This window comes from Bradyrhizobium sp. LHD-71 (assembly GCF_031157255.1).
Taxonomy (GTDB): domain Bacteria; phylum Pseudomonadota; class Alphaproteobacteria; order Rhizobiales; family Xanthobacteraceae; genus P52-10.
Map to the genome: position 1 here is coordinate 1 of NZ_JAVIFX010000045.1, position 19,904 is coordinate 19,904.

At 59.0% G+C, this 19,904-nt stretch carries 17 protein-coding genes; 8 read left to right on the top strand and 9 right to left on the bottom strand.

Translation table 11 applies throughout. The annotated features are described in order from the left end of the window. Nucleotides 1–401: 401 nt before the first annotated feature. The 3 genes from RCO31_RS32310 (at nucleotide 402) to RCO31_RS32320 (ending at nucleotide 3,911) form a co-directional block, all read left to right on the top strand. A complete protein-coding gene (locus tag RCO31_RS32310) occupies nucleotides 402–1,397 on the top strand; it encodes a tripartite tricarboxylate transporter substrate binding protein (RefSeq protein ID WP_308972486.1) in 996 nt (331 codons plus the stop codon). A 442-nt stretch (nucleotides 1,398–1,839) separates the two neighbouring features. Beyond that, nucleotides 1,840–2,496: a L,D-transpeptidase gene (locus tag RCO31_RS32315; protein WP_308972487.1), complete on the top strand. Its 657-nt coding sequence runs from the start codon at nucleotides 1,840–1,842 to the stop codon at nucleotides 2,494–2,496. Nucleotides 2,497–2,933: 437 nt separating this feature from the next. Further along, nucleotides 2,934–3,911, top strand: coding sequence for a tripartite tricarboxylate transporter substrate binding protein (locus RCO31_RS32320; RefSeq protein WP_308972488.1), 978 nt, complete (start codon nucleotides 2,934–2,936; stop codon nucleotides 3,909–3,911). Between the two features lie 90 nt (nucleotides 3,912–4,001). Here RCO31_RS32320 and RCO31_RS32325 read toward each other — a convergent pair whose 3' ends face one another. Together RCO31_RS32325 and RCO31_RS32330 are read right to left on the bottom strand one after the other, a co-directional pair. Continuing rightward, the gene (locus RCO31_RS32325; RefSeq protein ID WP_308972490.1) at nucleotides 4,002–4,250 is read right to left on the bottom strand and encodes a hypothetical protein; all 249 of its coding nucleotides are present in this window, start codon (nucleotides 4,248–4,250) and stop codon (nucleotides 4,002–4,004) included. Nucleotides 4,251–4,849: 599 nt separating this feature from the next. Beyond that, complete coding sequence (locus RCO31_RS32330; RefSeq protein ID WP_308972491.1) at nucleotides 4,850–6,034, bottom strand: peptidase M15; 1,185 nt, start codon at nucleotides 6,032–6,034, stop codon at nucleotides 4,850–4,852. A 302-nt stretch (nucleotides 6,035–6,336) separates the two neighbouring features. Here RCO31_RS32330 and RCO31_RS32335 point away from each other — a divergent pair, with 302 nt between their 5' ends. Next, the gene (locus RCO31_RS32335) at nucleotides 6,337–7,923 is read left to right on the top strand and encodes a L,D-transpeptidase (protein WP_308972492.1); all 1,587 of its coding nucleotides are present in this window, start codon (nucleotides 6,337–6,339) and stop codon (nucleotides 7,921–7,923) included. Nucleotides 7,924–8,163: 240 nt separating this feature from the next. Here the strand turns inward: RCO31_RS32335 and RCO31_RS32340 are convergent, their stop codons facing one another. The 4 genes from RCO31_RS32340 to RCO31_RS32350 all read right to left on the bottom strand — a co-directional run bounded on the left by RCO31_RS32340 (nucleotide 8,164) and on the right by RCO31_RS32350 (nucleotide 11,543). Continuing rightward, a complete protein-coding gene (locus RCO31_RS32340) occupies nucleotides 8,164–8,490 on the bottom strand; it encodes a hypothetical protein (protein ID WP_308972493.1) in 327 nt (108 codons plus the stop codon). Next, nucleotides 8,432–8,725 (bottom strand): SEC-C metal-binding domain-containing protein, encoded by a 294-nt coding sequence (locus tag RCO31_RS34815; RefSeq protein ID WP_374991567.1) that lies wholly within the window; start codon nucleotides 8,723–8,725, stop codon nucleotides 8,432–8,434. The genes RCO31_RS32340 and RCO31_RS34815 overlap by 59 nt, the downstream gene beginning before the upstream one ends. A gap of 29 nt (nucleotides 8,726–8,754) precedes the next feature. Beyond that, nucleotides 8,755–9,249: a DUF4760 domain-containing protein gene (locus RCO31_RS32345; protein WP_308972494.1), complete on the bottom strand. Its 495-nt coding sequence runs from the start codon at nucleotides 9,247–9,249 to the stop codon at nucleotides 8,755–8,757. 308 nt (nucleotides 9,250–9,557) lie between these two features. Next, nucleotides 9,558–11,543: a DUF262 domain-containing HNH endonuclease family protein gene (locus RCO31_RS32350; protein WP_308972496.1), complete on the bottom strand. Its 1,986-nt coding sequence runs from the start codon at nucleotides 11,541–11,543 to the stop codon at nucleotides 9,558–9,560. 192 nt (nucleotides 11,544–11,735) lie between these two features. Between RCO31_RS32350 and RCO31_RS32355 the strand changes: the two genes are divergently transcribed. The 4 genes from RCO31_RS32355 (at nucleotide 11,736) to RCO31_RS32370 (ending at nucleotide 16,764) form a co-directional block, all read left to right on the top strand. Then, nucleotides 11,736–12,596 (top strand): Dam family site-specific DNA-(adenine-N6)-methyltransferase, encoded by an 861-nt coding sequence (locus RCO31_RS32355; RefSeq protein WP_308972497.1) that lies wholly within the window; start codon nucleotides 11,736–11,738, stop codon nucleotides 12,594–12,596. Then, nucleotides 12,589–13,806, top strand: a complete 1,218-nt coding sequence (locus RCO31_RS32360; RefSeq protein WP_308972498.1) for a metallophosphoesterase — start codon at nucleotides 12,589–12,591, stop codon at nucleotides 13,804–13,806. Before RCO31_RS32355 ends, RCO31_RS32360 begins: the two co-directional genes overlap by 8 nt. 205 nt (nucleotides 13,807–14,011) lie before the next feature. After that, entirely contained in the window at nucleotides 14,012–15,778 is a 1,767-nt protein-coding gene (locus tag RCO31_RS32365; protein ID WP_308972499.1) for a hypothetical protein, read from the top strand. Then, on the top strand, nucleotides 15,775–16,764 hold the full coding sequence (locus tag RCO31_RS32370; RefSeq protein WP_308972500.1) for a hypothetical protein: 990 nt from the start codon (nucleotides 15,775–15,777) through the stop codon (nucleotides 16,762–16,764). The genes RCO31_RS32365 and RCO31_RS32370 overlap by 4 nt, the downstream gene beginning before the upstream one ends. 156 nt (nucleotides 16,765–16,920) lie before the next feature. On the opposite strand, the gene RCO31_RS32375 is transcribed toward RCO31_RS32370, so the two are convergent. The 3 genes from RCO31_RS32375 to RCO31_RS32385 all read right to left on the bottom strand — a co-directional run bounded on the left by RCO31_RS32375 (nucleotide 16,921) and on the right by RCO31_RS32385 (nucleotide 19,888). Then, nucleotides 16,921–17,955, bottom strand: a complete 1,035-nt coding sequence (locus RCO31_RS32375; RefSeq protein ID WP_308972501.1) for an ATP-grasp domain-containing protein — start codon at nucleotides 17,953–17,955, stop codon at nucleotides 16,921–16,923. After that, the gene (locus tag RCO31_RS32380; protein ID WP_308972502.1) at nucleotides 17,952–18,986 is read right to left on the bottom strand and encodes a putative zinc-binding metallopeptidase; all 1,035 of its coding nucleotides are present in this window, start codon (nucleotides 18,984–18,986) and stop codon (nucleotides 17,952–17,954) included. The genes RCO31_RS32375 and RCO31_RS32380 overlap by 4 nt, the downstream gene beginning before the upstream one ends. Nucleotides 18,987–19,423: 437 nt before the next feature. After that, nucleotides 19,424–19,888 carry an HXXEE domain-containing protein gene (locus tag RCO31_RS32385; RefSeq protein ID WP_308972503.1) on the bottom strand — a complete coding sequence of 155 codons (465 nt, stop codon included), beginning with the start codon at nucleotides 19,886–19,888 and terminating at the stop codon, nucleotides 19,424–19,426. Between the last annotated feature and the right edge of the window lie 16 nt (nucleotides 19,889–19,904).

Here is a 19,904-nt window from a genome sequence, read left to right on the forward strand (position 1 = left end):
AAACTCGCTCTCGTCGCCTGCGCCAGAAAGCTTCTCGTCTTCGCCAATACCATCCTCGCCCGAAGCACTCCTTGGATCAAATCCCCGGCCGCCGTTTAATGGTTGCTCGCAATGACGAGCTTCGCCTAGCCCCGGCGCAGCCCTCAGGGCGAAGCCGGATCGCAATGACGAGTTGTGTTGCTTCGCCCTGCCCGGCGTAGACGGAGACCTGTAGCCCGGATGAGCGGAGCGACATCCGGGGATGCTTGTCGCAGATTCAGCCCCGGGGTCGCTTCGCTCGCCCGGGCTACAGGTCTTCGGCTCGCGGCACTTGGACGCTGCATTTTGCATTGACGGGGCGCGGCGGGCGGCGTCTCGTGGCTTCAAAAAAAGACACGATCACCAGAGGGAGACAACGACCGATGAGGACGAGACTGGATCGCCGGACATTCCTTGCAGGCAGTGCTGCGGCGGCGACGCTGCCGGGACTTGGGGTGCGCGCGCGGGCGCAAGGGACGGCCTACCCGAACAAGCCGATCAAGATCGTGGTCGGTTATCCGGCCGGCGGGCAGACCGACATCATCGGCCGCACCTATGGCGACTATGTCGGGCGGCAGCTCGGCCAGCCGGTGGTGGTCGACATCAAGGCGGGCGCCGGCGGCATCATCGGCGCGGTGGAGGTGAAGCGCGCCGCACCCGACGGCTACACGCTGATGTGCACGATCTCGACGACGATGGTGCAGAACCGCGTGACGGTGAAGAACCTGCCCTATGACGCCGACAAGGATTTCGCGCTCATCTCGCTCCTGAGCCAGGTCGGGCTCGTGATGGTGGCGAGCGAGAAGACGGGCGCGAAGACATTGCAGGAGTTCGTCGCCTACGCGAAGAAGGCCGACAAGGTGAGCATGGGCACCTATGCGGCGGGCTCGACCGCGCACCTGATCATCGTCGAGCTCAACAAGCAGTATGGGCTCAACATCGAGGCGGTGCATTATCGCGGCGAGGCGCCGATGTGGACCGACATCGCCGGCCAGACGCTGGATGCGGCGATCGGCAGCTACAACGCCGCGCTCGGCACGCTACAGAGCGGCCGCGGCAAGCCGATCGGCGCCACCGGCCTGCAGCGCCTGAGCGCACTGCCGGACACGCCGACGCTGGTGCAGCAAGGCGCGAAATCGAGGCTCTACGACCTGGTCGGCTTCACCTGCTTCGCCGCGCCTACGGGCACGCCGATCGAGATCATCAAGAAGCTCTCCGACACCATCGTCGCCGGCGCATCCGACGCAAAGGTGCAGGAGACGCTGGCGACCTTCAACCTGAACCCGCCGGTCCCTTATCAGCAGGCGCAGAAGCTCTTCGCCGAGCAGACACCACTGTGGGTCGAGTTCATGCAGGGCGTGGGGATGAAGCCGGAGTGAGGGACCACGTTCCGCGCGAAAGGCGTCATTGCGAGGAGCGTCAGCGACGAAGCAATCCAGTCTGCACCGGATACGGACGCTGCGTTTTTTTTTGCGCGCTTCGCGCGGCTGGATTGCTTCGCTTCGCTCGCAATGACGGGGTGGCTTGCGCGGCGACGCCTCAGCCTCGTCATTGCGAGCCGCGGCGCGCCGCGGCAATCCAGGCTCCGCCGGTTACGGACGCTGCGTTTTTTGTTGCGGGCTTCGCGCGTGACCCCCGGGCCACAGCTCAAGGATTTCGGCGCCAGCTTCACCCGATCGTGATGGGATTCCGGGAGCGGCATCCTGCAAAGGTCCGCTTCCATACCGATCGGTTATGCAGCTCATACCTCATCACCAGTGGACATGCGCGGCTCTTCAGCGATACGTCAGATAGAGTGACTTGAGGGGAGAGATTCGTGCGATGACCACGCGGCGTGCTTTGCTGATGATGATGGGTTCGGGCATGCTGGCCGGATGCACGTCACCGATGGCGGCGATCTCGGCATGGGATCCCGGCTATCGGCGGATGTATGCCGCGCTGGACGACGAGCCGTTTAGTGTGCCCGCTGTGGACCTCGACCGGGTCGACCCGAAATTCTGGCGGCGCGAGGTGTCCTTTCCCTCCTCACACCCGCGGGGCACCGTGATCGTCGACCCGGACGCGCGCTATGCCTATCTGGTGACGGAGCGCGGCCGCGCCATCCGCTATGGCGTGGGTGTCGGCCGGGAGGAGGCCTTCAACTTTCGCGGCTCGGCCGTGATCGGCCACAAGGCGAAATGGCCGGGCTGGACGCCGACGGCGAACATGATCCGCCGCCAGCCCGAGCGCTATGCCAGATTTGCGGGCGGCCTGCCCGGCGGCCTCGAGAATCCGCTGGGCGCCCGCGCGCTCTATCTCTACCGCAACGGCCAGGACACGTATTACCGGCTGCACGGCACGGTGGAGCCCTGGACCATCGGCACCATGGTCTCCTCCGGCTGCGTCCGCTTCATGAACCAGGACATCATCGACCTGTATAACCGCGTTCCGAACGGGGCCAGGGTCGTGGTGATGCCCGCCTCGGACAGCGAGGCGTAGGCGACAGGCTCAGACCGTAGCCCGGATGAAGCGCAGCGAAATCCGGGGTCGGCGGCAGACAATTGCCAGTCCTAAGTCCCCTCTCCCCGCCGGGGAGAGGGTTAGGGTGAGGGGCCGTGGCACGCGCGGTCGTGGATGCGAGGGTGTCAGGTTCGAAATGACGGACTGACGCAGCTATGCGACACGATCCGTGTGACTGCCCCTCACCCCAACCCTCTCCCGCACGCGGGAGAGGGAGCGCGCCGAGTTCGGCGAAATCTTCGATCGCCCCATGTGCGATAGCCCCACCTTCGCGGCGACGACACGAAAGTGTGGTTGCGACCAAGAAGCGCCTCGGCATGCACGATTGACGGTCCTAGTGACCGCCTTGATCACGCCGCGGTAATCGTGATCCTGACATGACCCGTCACAAGAACCTCAACCAAAGAGGCCAGGTCATGATCAAGCGTCTTTTCTGCCTTCTCACGTGCGTTGTTATCGGCACGGCGAGCCCTGTCGCAGCGCAGTCTTATCCCGACAAGCCCATTCGATTCATCGTTCCGTTCACGCCGGGCGGCTCGACCGACGCGACGGCGCGCATTGTCGGTGAGGCGATGTCGGAGATTCTCGGACAGCCGCTCGTCATCGAGAACCGGCCCGGTGCGGCGGCCACGCTCGGCATCGACATCGTCTCGAAATCCAAGCCGGATGGCTACACGCTCGGGGTCAGCGGCGTCGGCGCGACGGCGATCATTCCGATCATCGATCCGAAGCTCACCTATCATCCGTCGCGCGATCTCGACGTCATCGCCGGCCTCAACAGCGTCTACGGCGTCGTGGTCGCGGCACCTTCGCTCAAGCAGAACAGCATCAAGGAAGTGCTGGAGTTCGCGCGCGCCAACCCGGAGAAGGTCACCTATTCCACGGCCGGCGTTGCCGGCCCGGCGCATCTGAATTTCGAGTATCTGCAGCAGCTCGCCGGCGTGAAGATGCTTCACGTCCCGTTTTCAGGAGACGTTCCGGCGATCACCGCGGTGCTGACCGGCGACGTCAGCATGGCGGTCGTCGCGACCGCGTCCGCCACGCCGTTCATCGTCGATGGAAAACTGAAGGCGCTGGCCGCGAACGGCCCGGGCACGGAGCGCATGAAGCTCCTGCCGGATCTTCTGTCGGTGCCGGAGCAGACCGGCTTCAAGGACTACGATCCGCACACCTGGAGCGTCCTGGTCTCTGCCAGAGGCACGCCGCCTGACGTCATCAAGATCCTGAACAAGGCCGTCAACGAAGCGCTCGCCAGGCCGGACGTGAGGGAGAAGCTGGAGAAGCTCGGCCTGCGGCCGTTGCCCGGCGATGTGCAGTGGGCGCAGGAGTTTGTGCAGAAGCAGATCGCGGAGAAGAAGCGGATCATCGATCAGATCGGCCTCAAGCGCGAGTAAAGCCAATCAAACGATTACGCCCTTCGCGCACCCGCTGGACAAATCGCTTCGCCTTGCGAGAAGGCGAAGCGGATCGCAATGAAGCGCTCTTTAGTGCGAACTGTTTGCGAAGGCCATGCGGCTCGCGCCGTGCGGATTCACGATCGTGTAGCCGGCGATCGAGCGATGATGCAGTCGCGTCTGCCGGCCGCCGCTGTTGGCATCGTACACCAGCCACGTCGAGCCACTCACGGGCTGCTTGAGGACGAACACATGTCCGCGCCGCACGGCGACCATGTTGTGGGCCGGCGCAGTGCGCGGAAACCTGAACCAGTTCTTCGCGAGAAACAGCTCGCGCACGGGCCGGCCGAACAGATGGACCGAAGCTCCGCAGCCGCAGAACGCACGCCGTGGGCAGCCTTCAGGATGCCGGAGAATTTGCGCGTGGAGTTCGAGGGGCAAAAAAGTCAAGCAAAAGACTACGCAGAAAAATACGCGACGCACGGCACTTCCTTTACGCAACACACACTGAACACAAACTCACGAGATGCTTTGGGGCCCTGGAACTGGACGAAAATATGACGCCGGCGAGTGGGCAGCGGCGTGGGCCGCGCGATGCATGCGGCCATTCGTCAGCGTCAATGCTCGCTCAACGTACGATGCGCGTGCACGCGTCGATGGGCAGGTCTGCTAAATGAGTGATGAGAGAAGATCAGGTTCGTCGCAACCACACTTGCGTCGTCGTTCAGCCTGTAGCCCGGATGAGCGAAGCGACATCCGGGATGCTTCGCGGAGAGTCAGCCCCGGATATCGCTTCGCTCATCCGGGCTACGGACTTCGCTCCGTCATTGCGAGCGAAGCGAAGCAATCCAGTCTGAGCCGGACACGGATGCCGCGCTTTTCTTTGCGCGCTTCGCGCGGCTGGATTGCTTCGCTGTGCTCCTCGCAATGACGATCATTCAACGCAAGCGCTCTGCACCAACGATGTTGATGTTGCGGTTGTTCGTTTTCGCCACGCTGCGATCGGGCTGCGCGGCCGGCTTCTTTGCATCCGCTTCCGCAGTTTGAGTCTTCGCTCCTCTGCGAGAGGCATATTCCTTGCCATCGATCGGCGCCACATGCGGCGGATCCTTGTGGAGATACGGTCGGCCTATTCCGAACTGCAACTCGTTGGCGTCGATCCACTCCCACAAGGCGACCGTGGAAAGCCATCGCTGCCCTTTTGTCGCGCCTTTGACGCTCACGACATCCGCCGCAACGCCTTTGCCATAGCCGCCGCGCAAGCTGCCGCCGTGGAACGATCTGTTGGACGCAGCCTTCATTCCGCTTGCGATCGACTGACGATAATCGTCGCGGAAGCCGCTGGTGATGCCGGGCGCCAGCCCCGCCTTCTCAGCGGCGCGAAGCACATGAAACAGCTTCAGCTTGAAGCGGGGATCCATGCCGCCGATCACATAGTCCATCATCGGCATGCCGGCTTTTTCCGCCGCCTTCGGATCCTTCCAGGTGAAATCCTCCTCGACGAGCCTGGTGAAGCGTCTGGAGACCGTCACCGTCTTGCGCTTCTTCTTGACCTTCACCTTCCTCCACTCGAACTCCTTCCTGGTGTCGACCTTGGCCGTGCGCTGGTAGAGCGCCCACAGGTAATGATCGACACAGACGTCGAGCACGAAGCATTCGTCGAGAAGCTCGATCGCGCTCACAGCCTCATCGCCACGCTCATCGTCATCTGGCACCGGATCAGGCGTGCTCGCCGGCGCCATCTCTACGGGCGGTGATTCAGGCGGCAGGATCTGCGACGTCTCGGGCAATGCGGCGATGGCGATCGATCCCGGCTTGTCCGAGTCCGCCGTTGCGTCGATGGCCGGCGCCGTCACCAGCTCGGGCACCGCCGTTGCATCGGCGCTGGCAACCACGGTGCTGCCCATTGCGGGTGCCGGCGGTGTATCCACGCGCTCGGCGTCGGCGGCCACGGAGGCTGCGTGGCGCTCCTCGATCGGCTTTACAGTGGTGATGTCGGCAGAATTGAAACCGGCAAGTGACGCGGCAACCAGGCCCACGAGCACGCAAGACGTCGCTGCCGATGTCGGAAATCGCTGCGGGTTCATCATCCCGATCGCCCCCAACGGCTCCAGCTGAGCCATGATGCACGGTCAAGCGGGCTGATTCTTTTGGCCAAAATAGGAACAAACAATGAAGGAACGGCCTGTCATCGTTCTTTTGCAAAAAGTGTTGCCCGAATGTAACGCGCGCTAGGCCAAAGGCCGACGGCGGCGCCGGCGGCAAACACCGGTTGCACGAAGGTGCTCGTGCCGAAGGCGGAAATCTCGATGTTTCGCGTGCCCGGACCGGATGAGAAAGCGGTATGGTCGTGCCGGCGAACCCCAAAAAAAACGTGTTTCGACACTACTCGACTTAAGGGCGGGTCTTTCAACCGGGGTGTGAGATGGCAGATCGATTGACGCCGGCGCGGGCCACCGTGGCGATGCGGCGTCGTGGACTTTCCGTTGCAACCATGCTCGCGGCGACGGCCGCGTTGATGCCATCCGCCTTGATGCCATCTCCTGCCGGCGCCGCCCCGAAGCAGGCCGCCAGCGAGGCGACGGCGCCGCGCCATGCGGGCGAGCCGATCATGGCGATCGTGTCGATCAAGAGCCAGCAGGTGACGCTCTTCGACGCCGAGGGCTGGATCATGCGCGCGCCGGTGTCGACCGGCACCAAGGGCCGCGAGACGCCGGCCGGCGTCTTCGCCCTGGTCGAGAAGAAAGAGGACCACCGCTCGAACATGTATGACGATGCCTGGATGCCGCACATGCAGCGCATCACCTGGAACGGCATCGCGCTGCATGGCGGGCCGCTGCCGGGATATGCGGCGTCGCACGGCTGCGTGCGGATGCCCTTCGACTTTGCGGAACGGCTGTTCGACAAGACGCGGCTCGGGATGCGGGTGATCATCTCGCCGATCGACGCGGCACCGGTCGACTTTTCCCACCCGGCGCTGTTCGTGCCGAAGGCGGAAGCGCTCGCCGCCGTGCCGGCGCGTGCCGAGACGCTTTCGCGCGAAGCCGACGAGGCCGCGCGGGCCGCCGACGAGGCGAAGAAAGCCGCCGCGAAAGCGCCACGCGAGGCAGCAGCGCTGACCGCATCGCTGCGCAAGCTGGAGCGGCTGAAGGCCCGCGCCGACGCCGACCTCGCCGCAATCGACAAGGCGATCGCCGCCGCGAAGACGGACGAGGCCAGGGCGCAGGCCGAGGAGAAAAAGCAGAAGGCCGCCGCGAAGGCCGAGGAGCTGGCGACGCAGCTCGACGCCGCGAGGGGCGACACGAAGGCGAAGCTCGACGCCATCGCCGGCGCCAAGGAGGCCGCCAAAATGGCCGCGGCCAGGAAGACCGAGACGGCCAAGGCCGCGACCGAGGCGAAGCTCGCGCTCGAGCCGGTGCAGGTCTACATCAGCCGCGCGACGCAGACGCTTTATGTGCGGCGCGCGACGCGCAAGCCGTGGCCGGACGGCGGTGAGGTGTTCGACGCGACGATCGAAGTGCCGGTGAAGATCCGCAATCCCGACCAGCCGATCGGCACGCATGTGTTCACGGCGATGGCGCAGCACGACAAGGGCCTGCGCTGGAGCGCGGTGACGATCGACACCGGCGACAACGCCAAGAGCGCGCTCGACCGCATCACCATCCCGCAGGACCTGATCGACCGCATCGCGCCGACGGCCTTGCCGCGCTCCTCGATCATCGTCTCGGACGAGCCCTTGAGCACCGAGACCAACTATCGCACCGAGTTCGTCGCCGTGCTGAGCAACCAGCCCCAAGGCGGCTTCATCACGCGCAAGCCGACACCCGTTGCTCCCATGGAGAGCGACACCTGGGCCGACAACGGCTGGGGCAATGGCTGGGGCAACGGCGGCTGGGACAACCGAGGCTGGGGCAACGACAACGGCTTCTTCCAGCGCGACCCAGCCCCGAGACAACGACGCGGCGGCGCGGCGGGGCAGAACAGTTATCGGGGGGAACAGGGCTGGTGGTAGGGGCCGCGATATGCTGTGTGCTGATCGCGTGGCTGCGCAGAGGTATTTCCGAACCCCAATCACGAAACACGAAGTCCGCACTGCGACCGTGAGCGGACATTGACGGCATGTCAGCAACCTGAGATTCGACGTATGGAATTTCGGCAGCTTTGCGTAAACGGCAACGCCTCATCCTGCGCCGAGTAAACCTGAACTCGTTCAAAGCTGGCGTGACGCCGGTTAACGCGCACAAAGGAATTGCTAAAGAACCGGTCCGAGCGGCTCGATAACTCTCTTCGCAACGCCGATGCTCTTCGTGGACTGCAAATCGTCTGCGTGAAAGCGCTCCAACGCGCCTTTTTCGACGGCGATGTGAATCACCGTGCAGAGCGTCTCAATCACGCCTCGCGCCATCGATCCATACTGACGGCGAAAATCTTGGCGCGCGAGTATAAGGCTCGCCACAAACGTAGACACCGCACTCGATAGAAGACCAGCAGTGGTCTCCCTATAGCTTGCGGCATCCAAGCTAACATTGCTGATCAGCAAGCCTGCGGCTTCTGCGATCAACACACTGACGTCCTGCATCACCGCTTTCGTTCAGTCTATCAAACGACCGAGCGACCTTCGGACCATCTCGATGCAACTGATTGAGCAAGAAGTCTTTGGTGACGACGATCCTGCGGTTGTTCTCAGCATCAAGAAGGATCCCAGCAATGTTGTTCTTGGCTGGGACCTTGCCGTGGCGGTGCTTGAACTTCTTACCGCTACCGCAAGGACACGGTGCATTGCGCTGCGTCATCCCGCAATTCCAAAAGGTCATCCCAGCAAGGACTGCGCCGTTCAGGCAAATCACGACCGACTCTTTTGCTTTACCCACTTGGCATTCAGTTTGTGCAGATCCGAGTAGGTGTACTTATTCTTCGGGCGGGTAGCCAGGAAATCGAGCACCGGTTGTGCATCGCTATAGTTATTGGTCAGCGTGTCGCCCCAGTATGAGAAGCAGACTTTCGGATCGAGCACGTTCCGATCAATGCCAACAGCCACTAGCTCATGCACGTTCAGGTACTTTCGCACGTTAAGGTACTGCTCGCGGGACGACGGACTGGTGCAAAATGTCTGCACATCTGGGGCCGCACGCATGGCGGCGATCCCCTCGTGAAACCTGTCAAAAGCGGTGATCATTTTCTCGTCAGTCTCGGTCTTCAAGAACAAATCGAAGGCTGCTCGCCGCCGCGCCGTCGCCCGCTGTACTCCTATCGAAATTAGCGCCGCAATGAACGCGCAGAGCGCGATAGTTGCCGTTAGCCACTGCGGGACGCTTCCCCAGTCGATCGTCTCACCCATTTCGCCCCCTCAATCAATTGCTGAAAAACACTCTCAATTGGCTACTGTCTAGGGGTACGCGATGAATGCGCGGCCAGCAAAAACCCCTTGCAGCCTTCCAAGTACGATCCGAGCGATCCAGTTCGGTTCGCGTGACGGATCGAAGCAGCGACAGGCGCACTATGAGATCTAGCACAAACCATCGATTAGTCCGCGCCCGTTAGACGCCAATGCCGTCGTTAGAGCTTCTTAACGGACTAGCTCGGCGCCTCTCGGCATTGGTTAATAGATCCGCGGAGAATTGCTGCCGTGTGTTCGACTAACTGCACTCACGCATCGCGACTCTTAATCGACCACACTCCGGATCCCTTAATCTTTAGAGCGAATAGGTCCAAACCCGAAAATGCTTCGGAGTCGGATGAGTTCTCTTCCAAATTCTTCCTGACAAGCGACCTAAACGAAGCGGGCACTGACCGGCCGCCCTTTTCTCTAAGCAAGTTCACAGCTCGATAGATTTCCTCAAGGTGAGCTTGGCCACCGAGTTGTACTAATGCCGTCCGCACATCTTCCCGCCAGGTTGCCTCCTCTGCAGCTGACGTGAAACCCGCAGAGCTCGCGTCAATCTGAACTCTGTCCGGGTCGTTGCCATCAAGCTCCCAGATATCGGCAAGCGTGGAAATAAGATAGGCCTGCCGAGTCTTCAAATACTCTGGGCTCCATGTCTCGGCCCGCAGCACCCCCTGCGTGACGACAAATGGAGACGTTCCGTCCTCCGTTGCGAAATAATTGATCTTCTTCTGCTCAAAATCCCAATTCGACGCCTTGGCATTTATTCGCCTAGTCAGGAGCACTAAGTTCGCGATCCGGTGCGTCCACAAAATGCGCTCCGCCTCGTCTGGGAACAAGTTCGCCCATTCCGACCCACTACTCACGGTCTGCGGGAGAACATGCTCTATCGACGCCTGCTCGTCATAGCTCGCGCCCCCAGTTGAGAGCCGTTCGTCAAGCCGAAACAACACAGGTTTGCACACTCTCGTCTTTGTATACAGAGAGCCATCCAAGGCCTTGATGAACTCAGTCTGCTCGACCCTAGAAAGCGCCAGCCCTACGGCAGAAATGGTTTGCCCGGCGGGCATGTCAATTTCGTTCATCACGCTGGCAAATCGTCGAATTCGAGCGTTCACATCTGCCCTGGTCGTAAAAAGGAAATAGGCAACTCGCTCCAAATCGCAAAGCACCTTCGACACATGAGCAGCGTCATCACCCGCCTTCCACATCAACAACAGAGCAGGCGCTAGCCAGTCCTTGTTATCAATTCGCTCTAGCGAACGAAGAGCTGTCGCGGCCTTTACACCATACCTTTGCTTTACTGATTGATTGCTGCTCAGCAATGCGATCGCGTCAGAAATTGGCTCCAGTATGTTTGAAATGAAGCGTTCGGCATCCTCGTTGAACGGCAGCACAAATTCCTTGAAGCCTTTTTCGAGAGAAATTCGAGGCTTGTCGCGCTCGAACATCATACGGATATGTCCGAATAGCTCGACCATCTTGTCTCGACCGATGCGCTGCTCAACCGCTTCCCAGCGATCGGCTAAACTTATCTCTTGGGATGGCGCACCTCGCTCAAGAAGATCTGCCTTCAAAATGTCCGTCGGAGTGAGATCTAGACCGCGTGCGTTCAGGACAGTGAAGATTCTCCGCGCGGCCTCAGGTGTCGGGACAGCTACAGCAACAACAAAGCAATGCTGTATGATAAAGGCGATCAACGCGTTACGCCGGTCTTCAGGGATAGTCGATAGCGTTGTGCGGAAATGACGAGCATTCTCTATGATGCGCGCATGGCTACCTGTCAGAGTGCTAGGGTCAGGAAGCTTATTGGTCGCATCCGGCAGTTGGATATGGTTCGAGAAGAACGGCTGGTCTTTGGGCCTCAATGTAAGCCGATAGCGTTCTTCGGTACCGTTGTCCGGATTCGCCCTCTGAAAAACGTAGTTTCGCCGGCTGAGGCGTGCCTCATCGTTCTCTGTCAGATCTCGCAAGACGCTCAACAAGATAGTGAGCGTCGTCAATCTTTGCTGGCCGTCCACAACTTTCGAAAGAGGCGCCGAGGGCTGCTTGATTAGAACAATGCTCCCCAGAAAGCACATGCCCCCACTCGTCTTGGAGTTCTCCATTGCGTAGATGAGATCAGTAAGAAGCTCATCCGCCTGCTCCTTTTCCCATGCATAGGGACGCTGATAAGAAGGTATCTCGAACGAAAATGAATCGCTAAAGAGCTGACCGATCGTCCGCTCGTGCGCCTCTATTGAGGTCATTACAGCGCTCAAGACGCCCCCCAGATACTATTTCTCAGTTTGAAGCGGTGAGAACGCCGTTCGCGCTAGCCTACCGGCTTCGTGAGGATAGTTGCAATATTTCGTTGCCTTTGAAGAACTCTCCGTATCTCTTACCTCCAATGCAAGTTCAACCGATTCGAATTGCCGATCCGAGGTGTGTCAAGGGGCCAAATGCGTGACGATCTCCAATCAGTTTCGGACGCGGATAAAGGCTCAGCAACGATAAAGCCCATTTTGCGATGGGCGGGAAGTAAGCAGCGGTCCCTACCAAACATCGCACCATACCTTCCTACCGGTTGGGATCGATACATTGAGGCGTTTGCCGGATCCGCTTGCCTGTTCTTTCATCTCGATCCCGACCAAGCAATTTTGGTCGACAATAATGTTGATCTAATGCGATTCTACGGCATAGCGAAGGAAAGACCGAAAAGCGTTTTCCAGACCTTTCGCCGATTGCCGCGCGATTCGGATACATACTATCGTGTACGTTCGGCAATGAATGATGAAACCGATCCCGTTAAACGGGCAGCTTACTTCCTCTACCTGAATCGCAACTGCTTTAACGGAATTTATCGCACGAACAACAAGGGCGAGTTCAACGTTCCCTTCTCCGGCAGTCGTGTCGCGAAATATCAGTCTGAGGCGAACTTCATCGCCGCCATCAAGGTTCTCAATAAGGCAGTACTGCAGTGCAGGGACTTTGAGAACGTTTGCAGCAAGCAAGTCAGGCGAGGAGACTTTATCTATTTGGACCCTCCTTACTACATGCCAAGAAAACGCATCTTTCGAGAGTACTCGTCTGAACCATTCTCTAAAGCTGATGTAGGACGACTAGAGCAAACTCTTCGACGAATTGATCGAGCTGGAGCAACATTCCTTCTCAGCTATCCCGACTGCGCGATCTCTAAACGTTTGGCGGCATCTTGGAACAAGAAGCGGATAAACGTTCGCCGAACAGTCGCTGGAAACGTCGCCGCGCGAGGCGCTACCAAAGAGCTTCTGATATTTAACTACGATCCTTGTTATGCCTAGCTTTCGTATCTTGGTACTGGGCGATCCGCATATGCATCAGGGCAAACCGCTCGGATCCGCCCCTTCATACCTAAGCTCGCTTCCAAACTACAACGCCCCCAAGCTAAGTCCGATCCGTGACGCGGCCGACTTGATGATATCTCAGGGCGTTAAGATCGATTGGATCATATGCCCCGGAGACATCTCAAATCAGAACGACACCGTCTCAGCAGGGGTCGCTTGGAGCCAACTCGATGCGATGCGCAAACGACTTAGGGCACGAAAGCTGATTGGCAATGTCGGCAACCATGATCTGGATTCAAGACGTAACGACGCCTCTTTTCGGCCCGACGAAGCGTTGAAATCTCTAGTGCCTTCGTTTCCTCTCTCTGACAAGAAGCTGGCTAGCCGATTTTGGGCACAGGACTACGTCGTCGTCAAAGAGACATCTCATCAAGCCACGCTTGTTTTGGTCAATAGCTGCGCTCTTCACGGCACGGCTGTGAAGAGAGGAAAGGAGGCGTCTCATGAACACGGCCATGTTAGCACTACGGTCATTCAGAAACTAAGCGCAGAGCTATCGAGCAAACTGTCCTCTCTGAACGTGCTCGTAATGCATCATCACATTAGACAGCATCCGTGGCAGCCAGACGATCACAGTCACGCAGAAAATGGCCCGCTATTGTTAGAGGCGCTTGCAAATACGGGCGTCCGGTGGCTCGTCATTCATGGCCATCAGCACTTACCCGACCTGAACTATGCGAACGCCGATAAAGCTGCTCCGATCATCCTGTCAGCAGGGAGTATCGCAGGGAACAGATTTGAAGTCCAAGGAAGGACGCCCAGAAACCAGATGCACCTAATCGAGTTTGATCAGATAGGTAATTTTCGCGCCCGCATTTACACGTGGAATTGGGCTCCGGCTATCGGATGGACTGCTTCGTTCCCTGACTCAGGTCTTCCCAAGCTATGTGGCTTCGGTGACCAGCTCGGCACGCAATCGCTTCGTGACCAAATCAATGCCCGCATTTCGAGCCAAGCGACCAGACGACTGAAATGGGACGACTTGATTGAGATCATTCCCGACGTTCAGTTTCTTGTGCCGAGCGAGTTGAAACACCTGATTGAGCTGCTCGAGAACTCCGGGACGATAGTCCACTACGATAAGTGGTTGTTGCCTAGCCTCTTTGATCGAGGAAACGAAATCGATGGCGCCGCAATCGCTGTTTGAATCCTTCAATGCTCGCTCACTAGAGCCTGAGCAGGTAGGCCGCGGATTCATATTTTCGCCTGCTTTCGTCGACGTCGCAGCTCGGTCGAACTCAGTAGTACTTGGCCCTCGAGGGAGCGGAAAGACGACGCTTCTGAAGATGCTGACCTTACCGGCTCTTCGCAATTGGTGGCCACGCGACAAAAGCAGAGAAGTCCAGCGGTTGATGACCGATCTCGATTTCGTTTCAATCTATGTCCCGTCCGACTTCACGTGGTACCCAGACTTTAGGCGTCCGATAAAGACGCAGCCTCCGAAGGACACGGACGACTTATTGAGTTATTCGCTGTTTCGAAGTCATGTCCTCCTCGCGATTTGCGACACCATCTCCTATATGGAAGACCCTTCTCTTAAAGATGATCGGCATCTAGCGAGGTTTGTAATACCACGTGACGAAGTCCTTGGAGACAAGGCATCGAAGCTACTTGCGTCCGGATGGGGACTATCCCTACAAGTCGGTGGCTATTACGGCCTAAGAAGCGCGGTGACGAATAGGGTTCGCGCTATCCAGCATCTACTTACGGTGACGGCAATGAAGCCGCTAGATGCAGATAGGTTGATTGAAGATCATCCGCACCTTTCCGCGACGTTCTTCGACGATCTGAGGGAATTCGGGGATGTATTTGAACACATCTATGGTCGGCGCCAAAAATGGGCGGCCTGTTTTGATGAGCTCGAAATAGCTCCTGACCCCGTTAAAATTCCCATTTGGCAGAGCGGTCGATCGTTTGATCCACGTTTTCTGATTAAGATTTCCGCTAGTCCATATGATGGGAGCCTTACGGAGTTACTCCAGCCGCAGATGCCTATGGTAGCTCATGATTTCTTGGAGGTCGATCTATCATCGCAAGCTCGCCGCGAAGTCGATCGGTTTAGCCAACGGATGTTCACCAAGTTATGTAACGAGGTCGGGATTAGCCCAATCAAGGCGGAGCACCTACTTGGACCTTCATTCTATGATGATGGCTTTGATCCTGATGTCGATCGACCGTCGAACGTTACCAGCGCATCATTGCAGCGTTCAGTCCGCCGTGGACGGGGAGCCAGACTTGCACCTGACGGATTCTACAATAGGAAATTCAGAGGACTTGCGCGCAAGGATTCGAGTTTCTTGCGCTATCTAGCGAAGCATAACATCAATCCGGAAGGGATGGCAGCGCTGCCCGAATTCCAAAAAGCGTCGCTGATACGAAAAATTATATCTACGGTTATTGTGCGAGATGAGTTTCTGTTTCAGCATCAGACGCAGAACAGCGAGGCTGGGCGTTCAAGGCGCTTCCGAGCGAAAAAATCAGTATCCCGTATCTATACCGGCGCATTCTCTTTGTTTACGCTTTGCGAAGGCAATCCTCGCTGGATCATTGGGCTTTTTCGCCCACTTATTGCTGACCTTGTCCAGATGCGAGATGTTTCAGCCGTCAAAGCAATTAGCAGAACTGAGCAAACGAAGCGTATTGAACGAACAATCGCAACGTTCTTAACTTTGCTTTCGACATTAAGATCGAGCCATCGTGGTCAGTCCGCAAAATCCATAATTGAGCTGGTCGAGCAACTCGGTGACTTTTGCTTTGAACAGGTGCTTGGGCAAGATTTCAATCCGGAGCCAATACTATCTTTCACTATCGACAGAAATGTCGGGAAGGACGTTTATAGCGCTGTAGGCCGCGCGATCAATCAAGGCGCCTTAGTATTGGTTCCTCAGAAAGGGCTCCGGCGGGGCGATCCCGAAGCGGCGTCGTCAGCGCCTGGAAATATTTGGGGCAAGAGAGTGCGGTTGTCATTCTTACTGGCTCCTCGGTACAGGCTTCCGCTTGTCCTTGGTCGTTCAGTCGATCTTTCGCCGGTGCTGAGATCAAATCCGCCTATTGCAACTCCATCCGAGCAATTGATACTCGGCGATCTATTCAGCACGGGCGAGAGAACCCTCATATGATCTCGCACAGTAGCGTCTACACATTTGAGGACAACAAGACACATCGTTTTGATGTCTTCATCAATTCGATTGGATACGAAGAACGTGCAGCAGCTTTGGTAAGGGCCGGTCGAGTTTCTGCTGATTGCTTCATTAGCTTGTCGTTCGAAGAAAATGAGGTGCTTAGCTTCGCCGAGAATAAGAAGGTAATGGATCGCATGTCTGCGCTTATCGTGACAGATGTATCCGACTTCTTCCGTACAAAATTTCGGTCGTTGATCTTCGAAAAATACACGATCGCCAGCCGCTCCCTGTCAGTAGGGATCGATGTCTCGTCGATGAATAGAACGATGTCCGCGCTTGCCCTCTCCACGATGTTTGCTTGCAAGGATTATATAGGCGAATTCGAAATACTGTACGTACCCGCAAAGTTTTCTGAGCCTACTCTGACGTTTACTCCGATCGATCAAGTTGGAGCGGTTACTCCAGAACTCTCTGGCTTCGATTCGGAGCCAGCGCTGCCAGTGGCCTTGATATTAGGGCTAGGTTATGAGTACGGAACGGCGGTCGGTTTGATAAACCAGCTCGAGCCAAATTTCACCTTGTGCCTTCGAGCCACCGGTGGCGACGAAAAATATGCCGAAGCTGTTCGTGCGGCGAATCTTCAGTTCGATTTCAATCCCTACAATGTAGAGATCACAGAATACGAACTTTTCGATGTGAAGGCCGCATATGAACACATTGAGAATATAGTGTACTCGTTGGTGACGTCGTATCGCGTTGTTCTGGTCCCTATGGGTCCAAAGATACTTGCGGCGCTTCTTGTCCTAATTTCCCTGAAATACTTTGGAAGAGTTGCCGTGTGGCGAGTTGCGCGCCCGGGTCAGGCCGGACAAGTGATCCCGGAGAAGGCTTATATGGGCGCACATGTTAGAACTATCGATGCAATTAGCGAAAAGAATACCCGTTTGCTTCGGGAAATGCTTGAAATGGGACAACTATCTTAGCGTTCGGTCTGTCTACTCTAAGCCTTCTCAGCCGCACAGGCGAGATAGGTGGCGAGCGAACATGCTTCGCATATGCCCGTCATCGCTTCTCTGTCCAGTTTGCGAGCGCCTCGTCCCCAGTTCGAACATCTCCAGGCGCTCAGCCGCCCCTCGCCCTCACCCCACCGACACCCCTGCCTTTGCCCTGCTAATCCCCAACGCCAAAATCCGGTGCAGCAGCCCCGGGTAATCCAGCCCGTCATGCCTTGCCGCCGTCGCGAACTCCTGGCTCTTGGCGATCTCAGGATTGGGGTTGGCTTCGATGAAATAGGGGGTGCCGTCGGCGGCGAGGCGGAAGTCGATGCGGGCGTAGCCGTCGAGGCCGAGGGTGCGGTAGATGCGCTTCGCGGTGCGCTGGATGCGGGCGTAGATTTCCGGGTTGAGGTTCTTGGCCGGCCCGTCGGCAATGCCGACGCGCTCCTGGTAGTCGGGGTCGTGCTTCACCTTCTCGGTGGCGATCTGCCGCGCGCCCTGGTCGCCCATGGAGCCGAACTTCAATTCCCACACCGGCAGCACCTGCAGCCGCGTGTTGCCGAGCACGCCGACATAGAGCTCACGCCCCTCGATAAACTGCTCGGCGATGGCGGCGGTGCCGATCCGCTCATGGATGAAAGCGACGCGCTCGGCGAGCTTCTCGTCGGTCTCGACCACGGAGGCCTGCGAGATGCCGCGCGAGCCATCCTCGTTCAGGCTCTTGACGATCAGCGGCAGCGCGAGCCGCGCCGGCCGCTTGACCTTGCGCCGCATCGGAAACACGGCAAAGGCCGGCACCGCAATCCGGCGATGGTGCACCAAGGTCTTCGACAGGTCCTTGCCGCGCGCCAGGATCAGGCCGCGCGGGTTGCAGCCCGTATACGGGACCTTCACCAGCTCGAGATAGCTCGCGACATGCTGGTCATACACGGGCTCATAGTGAAACTGCTCGAGCAGCGTGAACACCACATGCGGCTTGAAGCCCTCGATCGCCTCGCGCAGCGGCTTGATCTCCTCCTGCACGCCGAGCGGGCGAACCTCATGGCCGGCCTCGCGCAAGGTGCTGACGACGTCATACTCGGTCTTCCACTCGTTGATCTGCCGCGCGGTGTAGCCCTCCGTCGACTCCGGGGGCACCAGGTCCGGCCGCATCAACACCAATATGCGCTGCCGTCTCATAGCGCGATCCACTTGCGGCGCGAGGGACCGAACAGCGCGTGCATGGTCTTAGCGGTCAACAGGATGGTGAAATCCATCACAAGCCTCCGTTCAGAGCCGACGGCACGCAGGTTGTGCTCGCGGCAGCGGGAGATCATCTCGTCAAGCACGGCATCAAGCGTCAGCTGGTTCTCGCCGGTCCACCGCGCGACCAGCCGGCGGATCTGCGCGCGGTGGCGGCGGATGAAGACCGACGCCGGCAGCGCGCGGCGATGGCGCGGCTCGGCGGAAAACAGCCGGAAGAGATCGCGGTCGTAAGTCTTCGGCGGCTTGAAGGCGTAGAACGCCTGCTTCTTCTGGTAGTGCTCGCCCAGCGTCTGGCCGAGCTCATGCAGCGGATCGACGCGCTCGCGCGTCGTCACCAGTGGCCGCTTGCCGGCGAGCTCGTCCATCAGCTCGTCGACATATTCGAGCTTCTTCAGCGCCGGCCAGCCGGCATAACGCGTCCGCCAGTTCGACCGCGGCCGCAGCCACACCGCAAACGTCTCGGCGAAATCCTCGTCCGGATGGCTCTGCGCGTACCAGAGCCGAAGATGCTGGACATAGCTCCGGCTGGCCGGATTGGGCCGGTAGTAGCGCGGGTAGCGTCGCGAGGACGGGCCGAACAGCTGCTGCCAGCGGCGGCGGCGATGCAGCCGATACGCATGCTGCATGGCATGGCCGGCCTCATGCCGGAGTATAGCCATGCACTCGGACCAGCTGCCGCCCTCGACATCGAGCATCATCTTTTTCTCGAGCTTCATCAGGCGCGGATGAGTGAGATAGAACGGAATGGCGATGCCGGCTGTATCCGCCGGGCTGAACCATTCGCTCGAGATCCAGGCGTGCGGCCGCAGCCGGAGGCCCCGCTCTTCCATCTCTCCGTAAAGCGCGCCGAGACAATCCTCGAGCCAGGTGCCATCGAGGCCAACCCTCAGGCTGCTGAGGCGCTTGTTGAGCAGCTGCTCATCGGTGAGCTTCTCCCAGGCATATTTCGGACGGGGCATAGGCATCAAAAGATCATAGCAATTATGGACTTAGATGGTGTCACAGGATGCGCCGCGCAACAACTGCCGCGGGCGGGTGGGGCGTGCCTGCACAGGCAGGGCTACCTCCGGAAGGCAACGCGCGTCCACCCTCCTCCCGCTCGCGAAGCGTTAGCGCAGCGAGTGGTGGGGAGGGTCGCATAGGCGAGCGAAGCGACGCCGTTCTTCGAACGGCTATGTGGAGCGAAGTGGAGGCCGGGGTGGGGGGCCTGCCGAGTCTCCTCATTAGCTGGATTCAATGAGGAAGCTCAGCGCCCCCCACCCCGGCCAGCTGCGCTCTTCGAGCACAGCCGGCCGACCCTCCCCACCACGCGCTGCGCGCGCGGGAGGAGGGTGAAGCGCGCCGCTGGCCCGTTCGTGCCCTCCCTCTTCCATCTCGGTCCGCTGCGCAAACCTCTCTTCGGTCATGTCTGCCTGAAGAATGGCTTTGATTTCGCGTTCAGCATCACGACCGGATACGCCATGATGACAGCGGCCACCGCGAAGGCCGCGACGAGCGTTCCCCAGCCGACCGCAGGAAGCGCGGTGTAGATCACCGCGATGCCGAGGGGGATGAACAGAACGACGGCGGTGATGAGCCCCGGCGAGAACCGTCCCCTGGCCCGAATGAACGGCAGGATGTGAAACACCACGGCGTTGATGAGCATGAGCATGGCGAAGCTCAGCGGCGCCAGTGGAAGCGCGGCGGCCAACTCGGCCTGGACGATGCCCAGCACAATCACCACGGCGTTCGTGACGTAGAAGTCGGTCCACTCCACCGGCAACCCCATGACGCCTCTGGCCCAATTGCGCCAATCAAACGTGTGCTCCTCGAGGATGTGGGCGGCATATGCCGCCAACCCCAACCAAGCGAGTGTCGTAAGCATCATGCTGACCTCTTCCTCA

What these genes read in the sequence shown, in the direction of transcription:
- RCO31_RS32310 (WP_308972486.1), top strand. Translation starts at nt 402, where the DNA reads ATGAGGACGAGACTGGATCGCCGGACATTCCTTGCAGGCAGTGCTGCG.
- RCO31_RS32315 (WP_308972487.1), top strand. Translation starts at nt 1,840, where the DNA reads ATGACCACGCGGCGTGCTTTGCTGATGATGATGGGTTCGGGCATGCTG.
- RCO31_RS32320 (WP_308972488.1), top strand. Translation starts at nt 2,934, where the DNA reads ATGATCAAGCGTCTTTTCTGCCTTCTCACGTGCGTTGTTATCGGCACG.
- RCO31_RS32330 (WP_308972491.1), bottom strand. Translation starts at nt 6,034, where the DNA reads ATGGCTCAGCTGGAGCCGTTGGGGGCGATCGGGATGATGAACCCGCAG.
- RCO31_RS32335 (WP_308972492.1), top strand. Translation starts at nt 6,337, where the DNA reads ATGGCAGATCGATTGACGCCGGCGCGGGCCACCGTGGCGATGCGGCGT.
- RCO31_RS32340 (WP_308972493.1), bottom strand. Translation starts at nt 8,490, where the DNA reads ATGCAGGACGTCAGTGTGTTGATCGCAGAAGCCGCAGGCTTGCTGATC.
- RCO31_RS34815 (WP_374991567.1), bottom strand. Translation starts at nt 8,725, where the DNA reads ATGACCTTTTGGAATTGCGGGATGACGCAGCGCAATGCACCGTGTCCT.
- RCO31_RS32345 (WP_308972494.1), bottom strand. Translation starts at nt 9,249, where the DNA reads ATGGGTGAGACGATCGACTGGGGAAGCGTCCCGCAGTGGCTAACGGCA.
- RCO31_RS32350 (WP_308972496.1), bottom strand. Translation starts at nt 11,543, where the DNA reads ATGACCTCAATAGAGGCGCACGAGCGGACGATCGGTCAGCTCTTTAGC.
- RCO31_RS32355 (WP_308972497.1), top strand. Translation starts at nt 11,736, where the DNA reads ATGCGTGACGATCTCCAATCAGTTTCGGACGCGGATAAAGGCTCAGCA.
- RCO31_RS32360 (WP_308972498.1), top strand. Translation starts at nt 12,589, where the DNA reads ATGCCTAGCTTTCGTATCTTGGTACTGGGCGATCCGCATATGCATCAG.
- RCO31_RS32365 (WP_308972499.1), top strand. Translation starts at nt 14,012, where the DNA reads ATGACCGATCTCGATTTCGTTTCAATCTATGTCCCGTCCGACTTCACG.
- RCO31_RS32370 (WP_308972500.1), top strand. Translation starts at nt 15,775, where the DNA reads ATGATCTCGCACAGTAGCGTCTACACATTTGAGGACAACAAGACACAT.
- RCO31_RS32375 (WP_308972501.1), bottom strand. Translation starts at nt 17,955, where the DNA reads ATGAGACGGCAGCGCATATTGGTGTTGATGCGGCCGGACCTGGTGCCC.
- RCO31_RS32380 (WP_308972502.1), bottom strand. Translation starts at nt 18,986, where the DNA reads ATGCCTATGCCCCGTCCGAAATATGCCTGGGAGAAGCTCACCGATGAG.
- RCO31_RS32385 (WP_308972503.1), bottom strand. Translation starts at nt 19,888, where the DNA reads ATGATGCTTACGACACTCGCTTGGTTGGGGTTGGCGGCATATGCCGCC.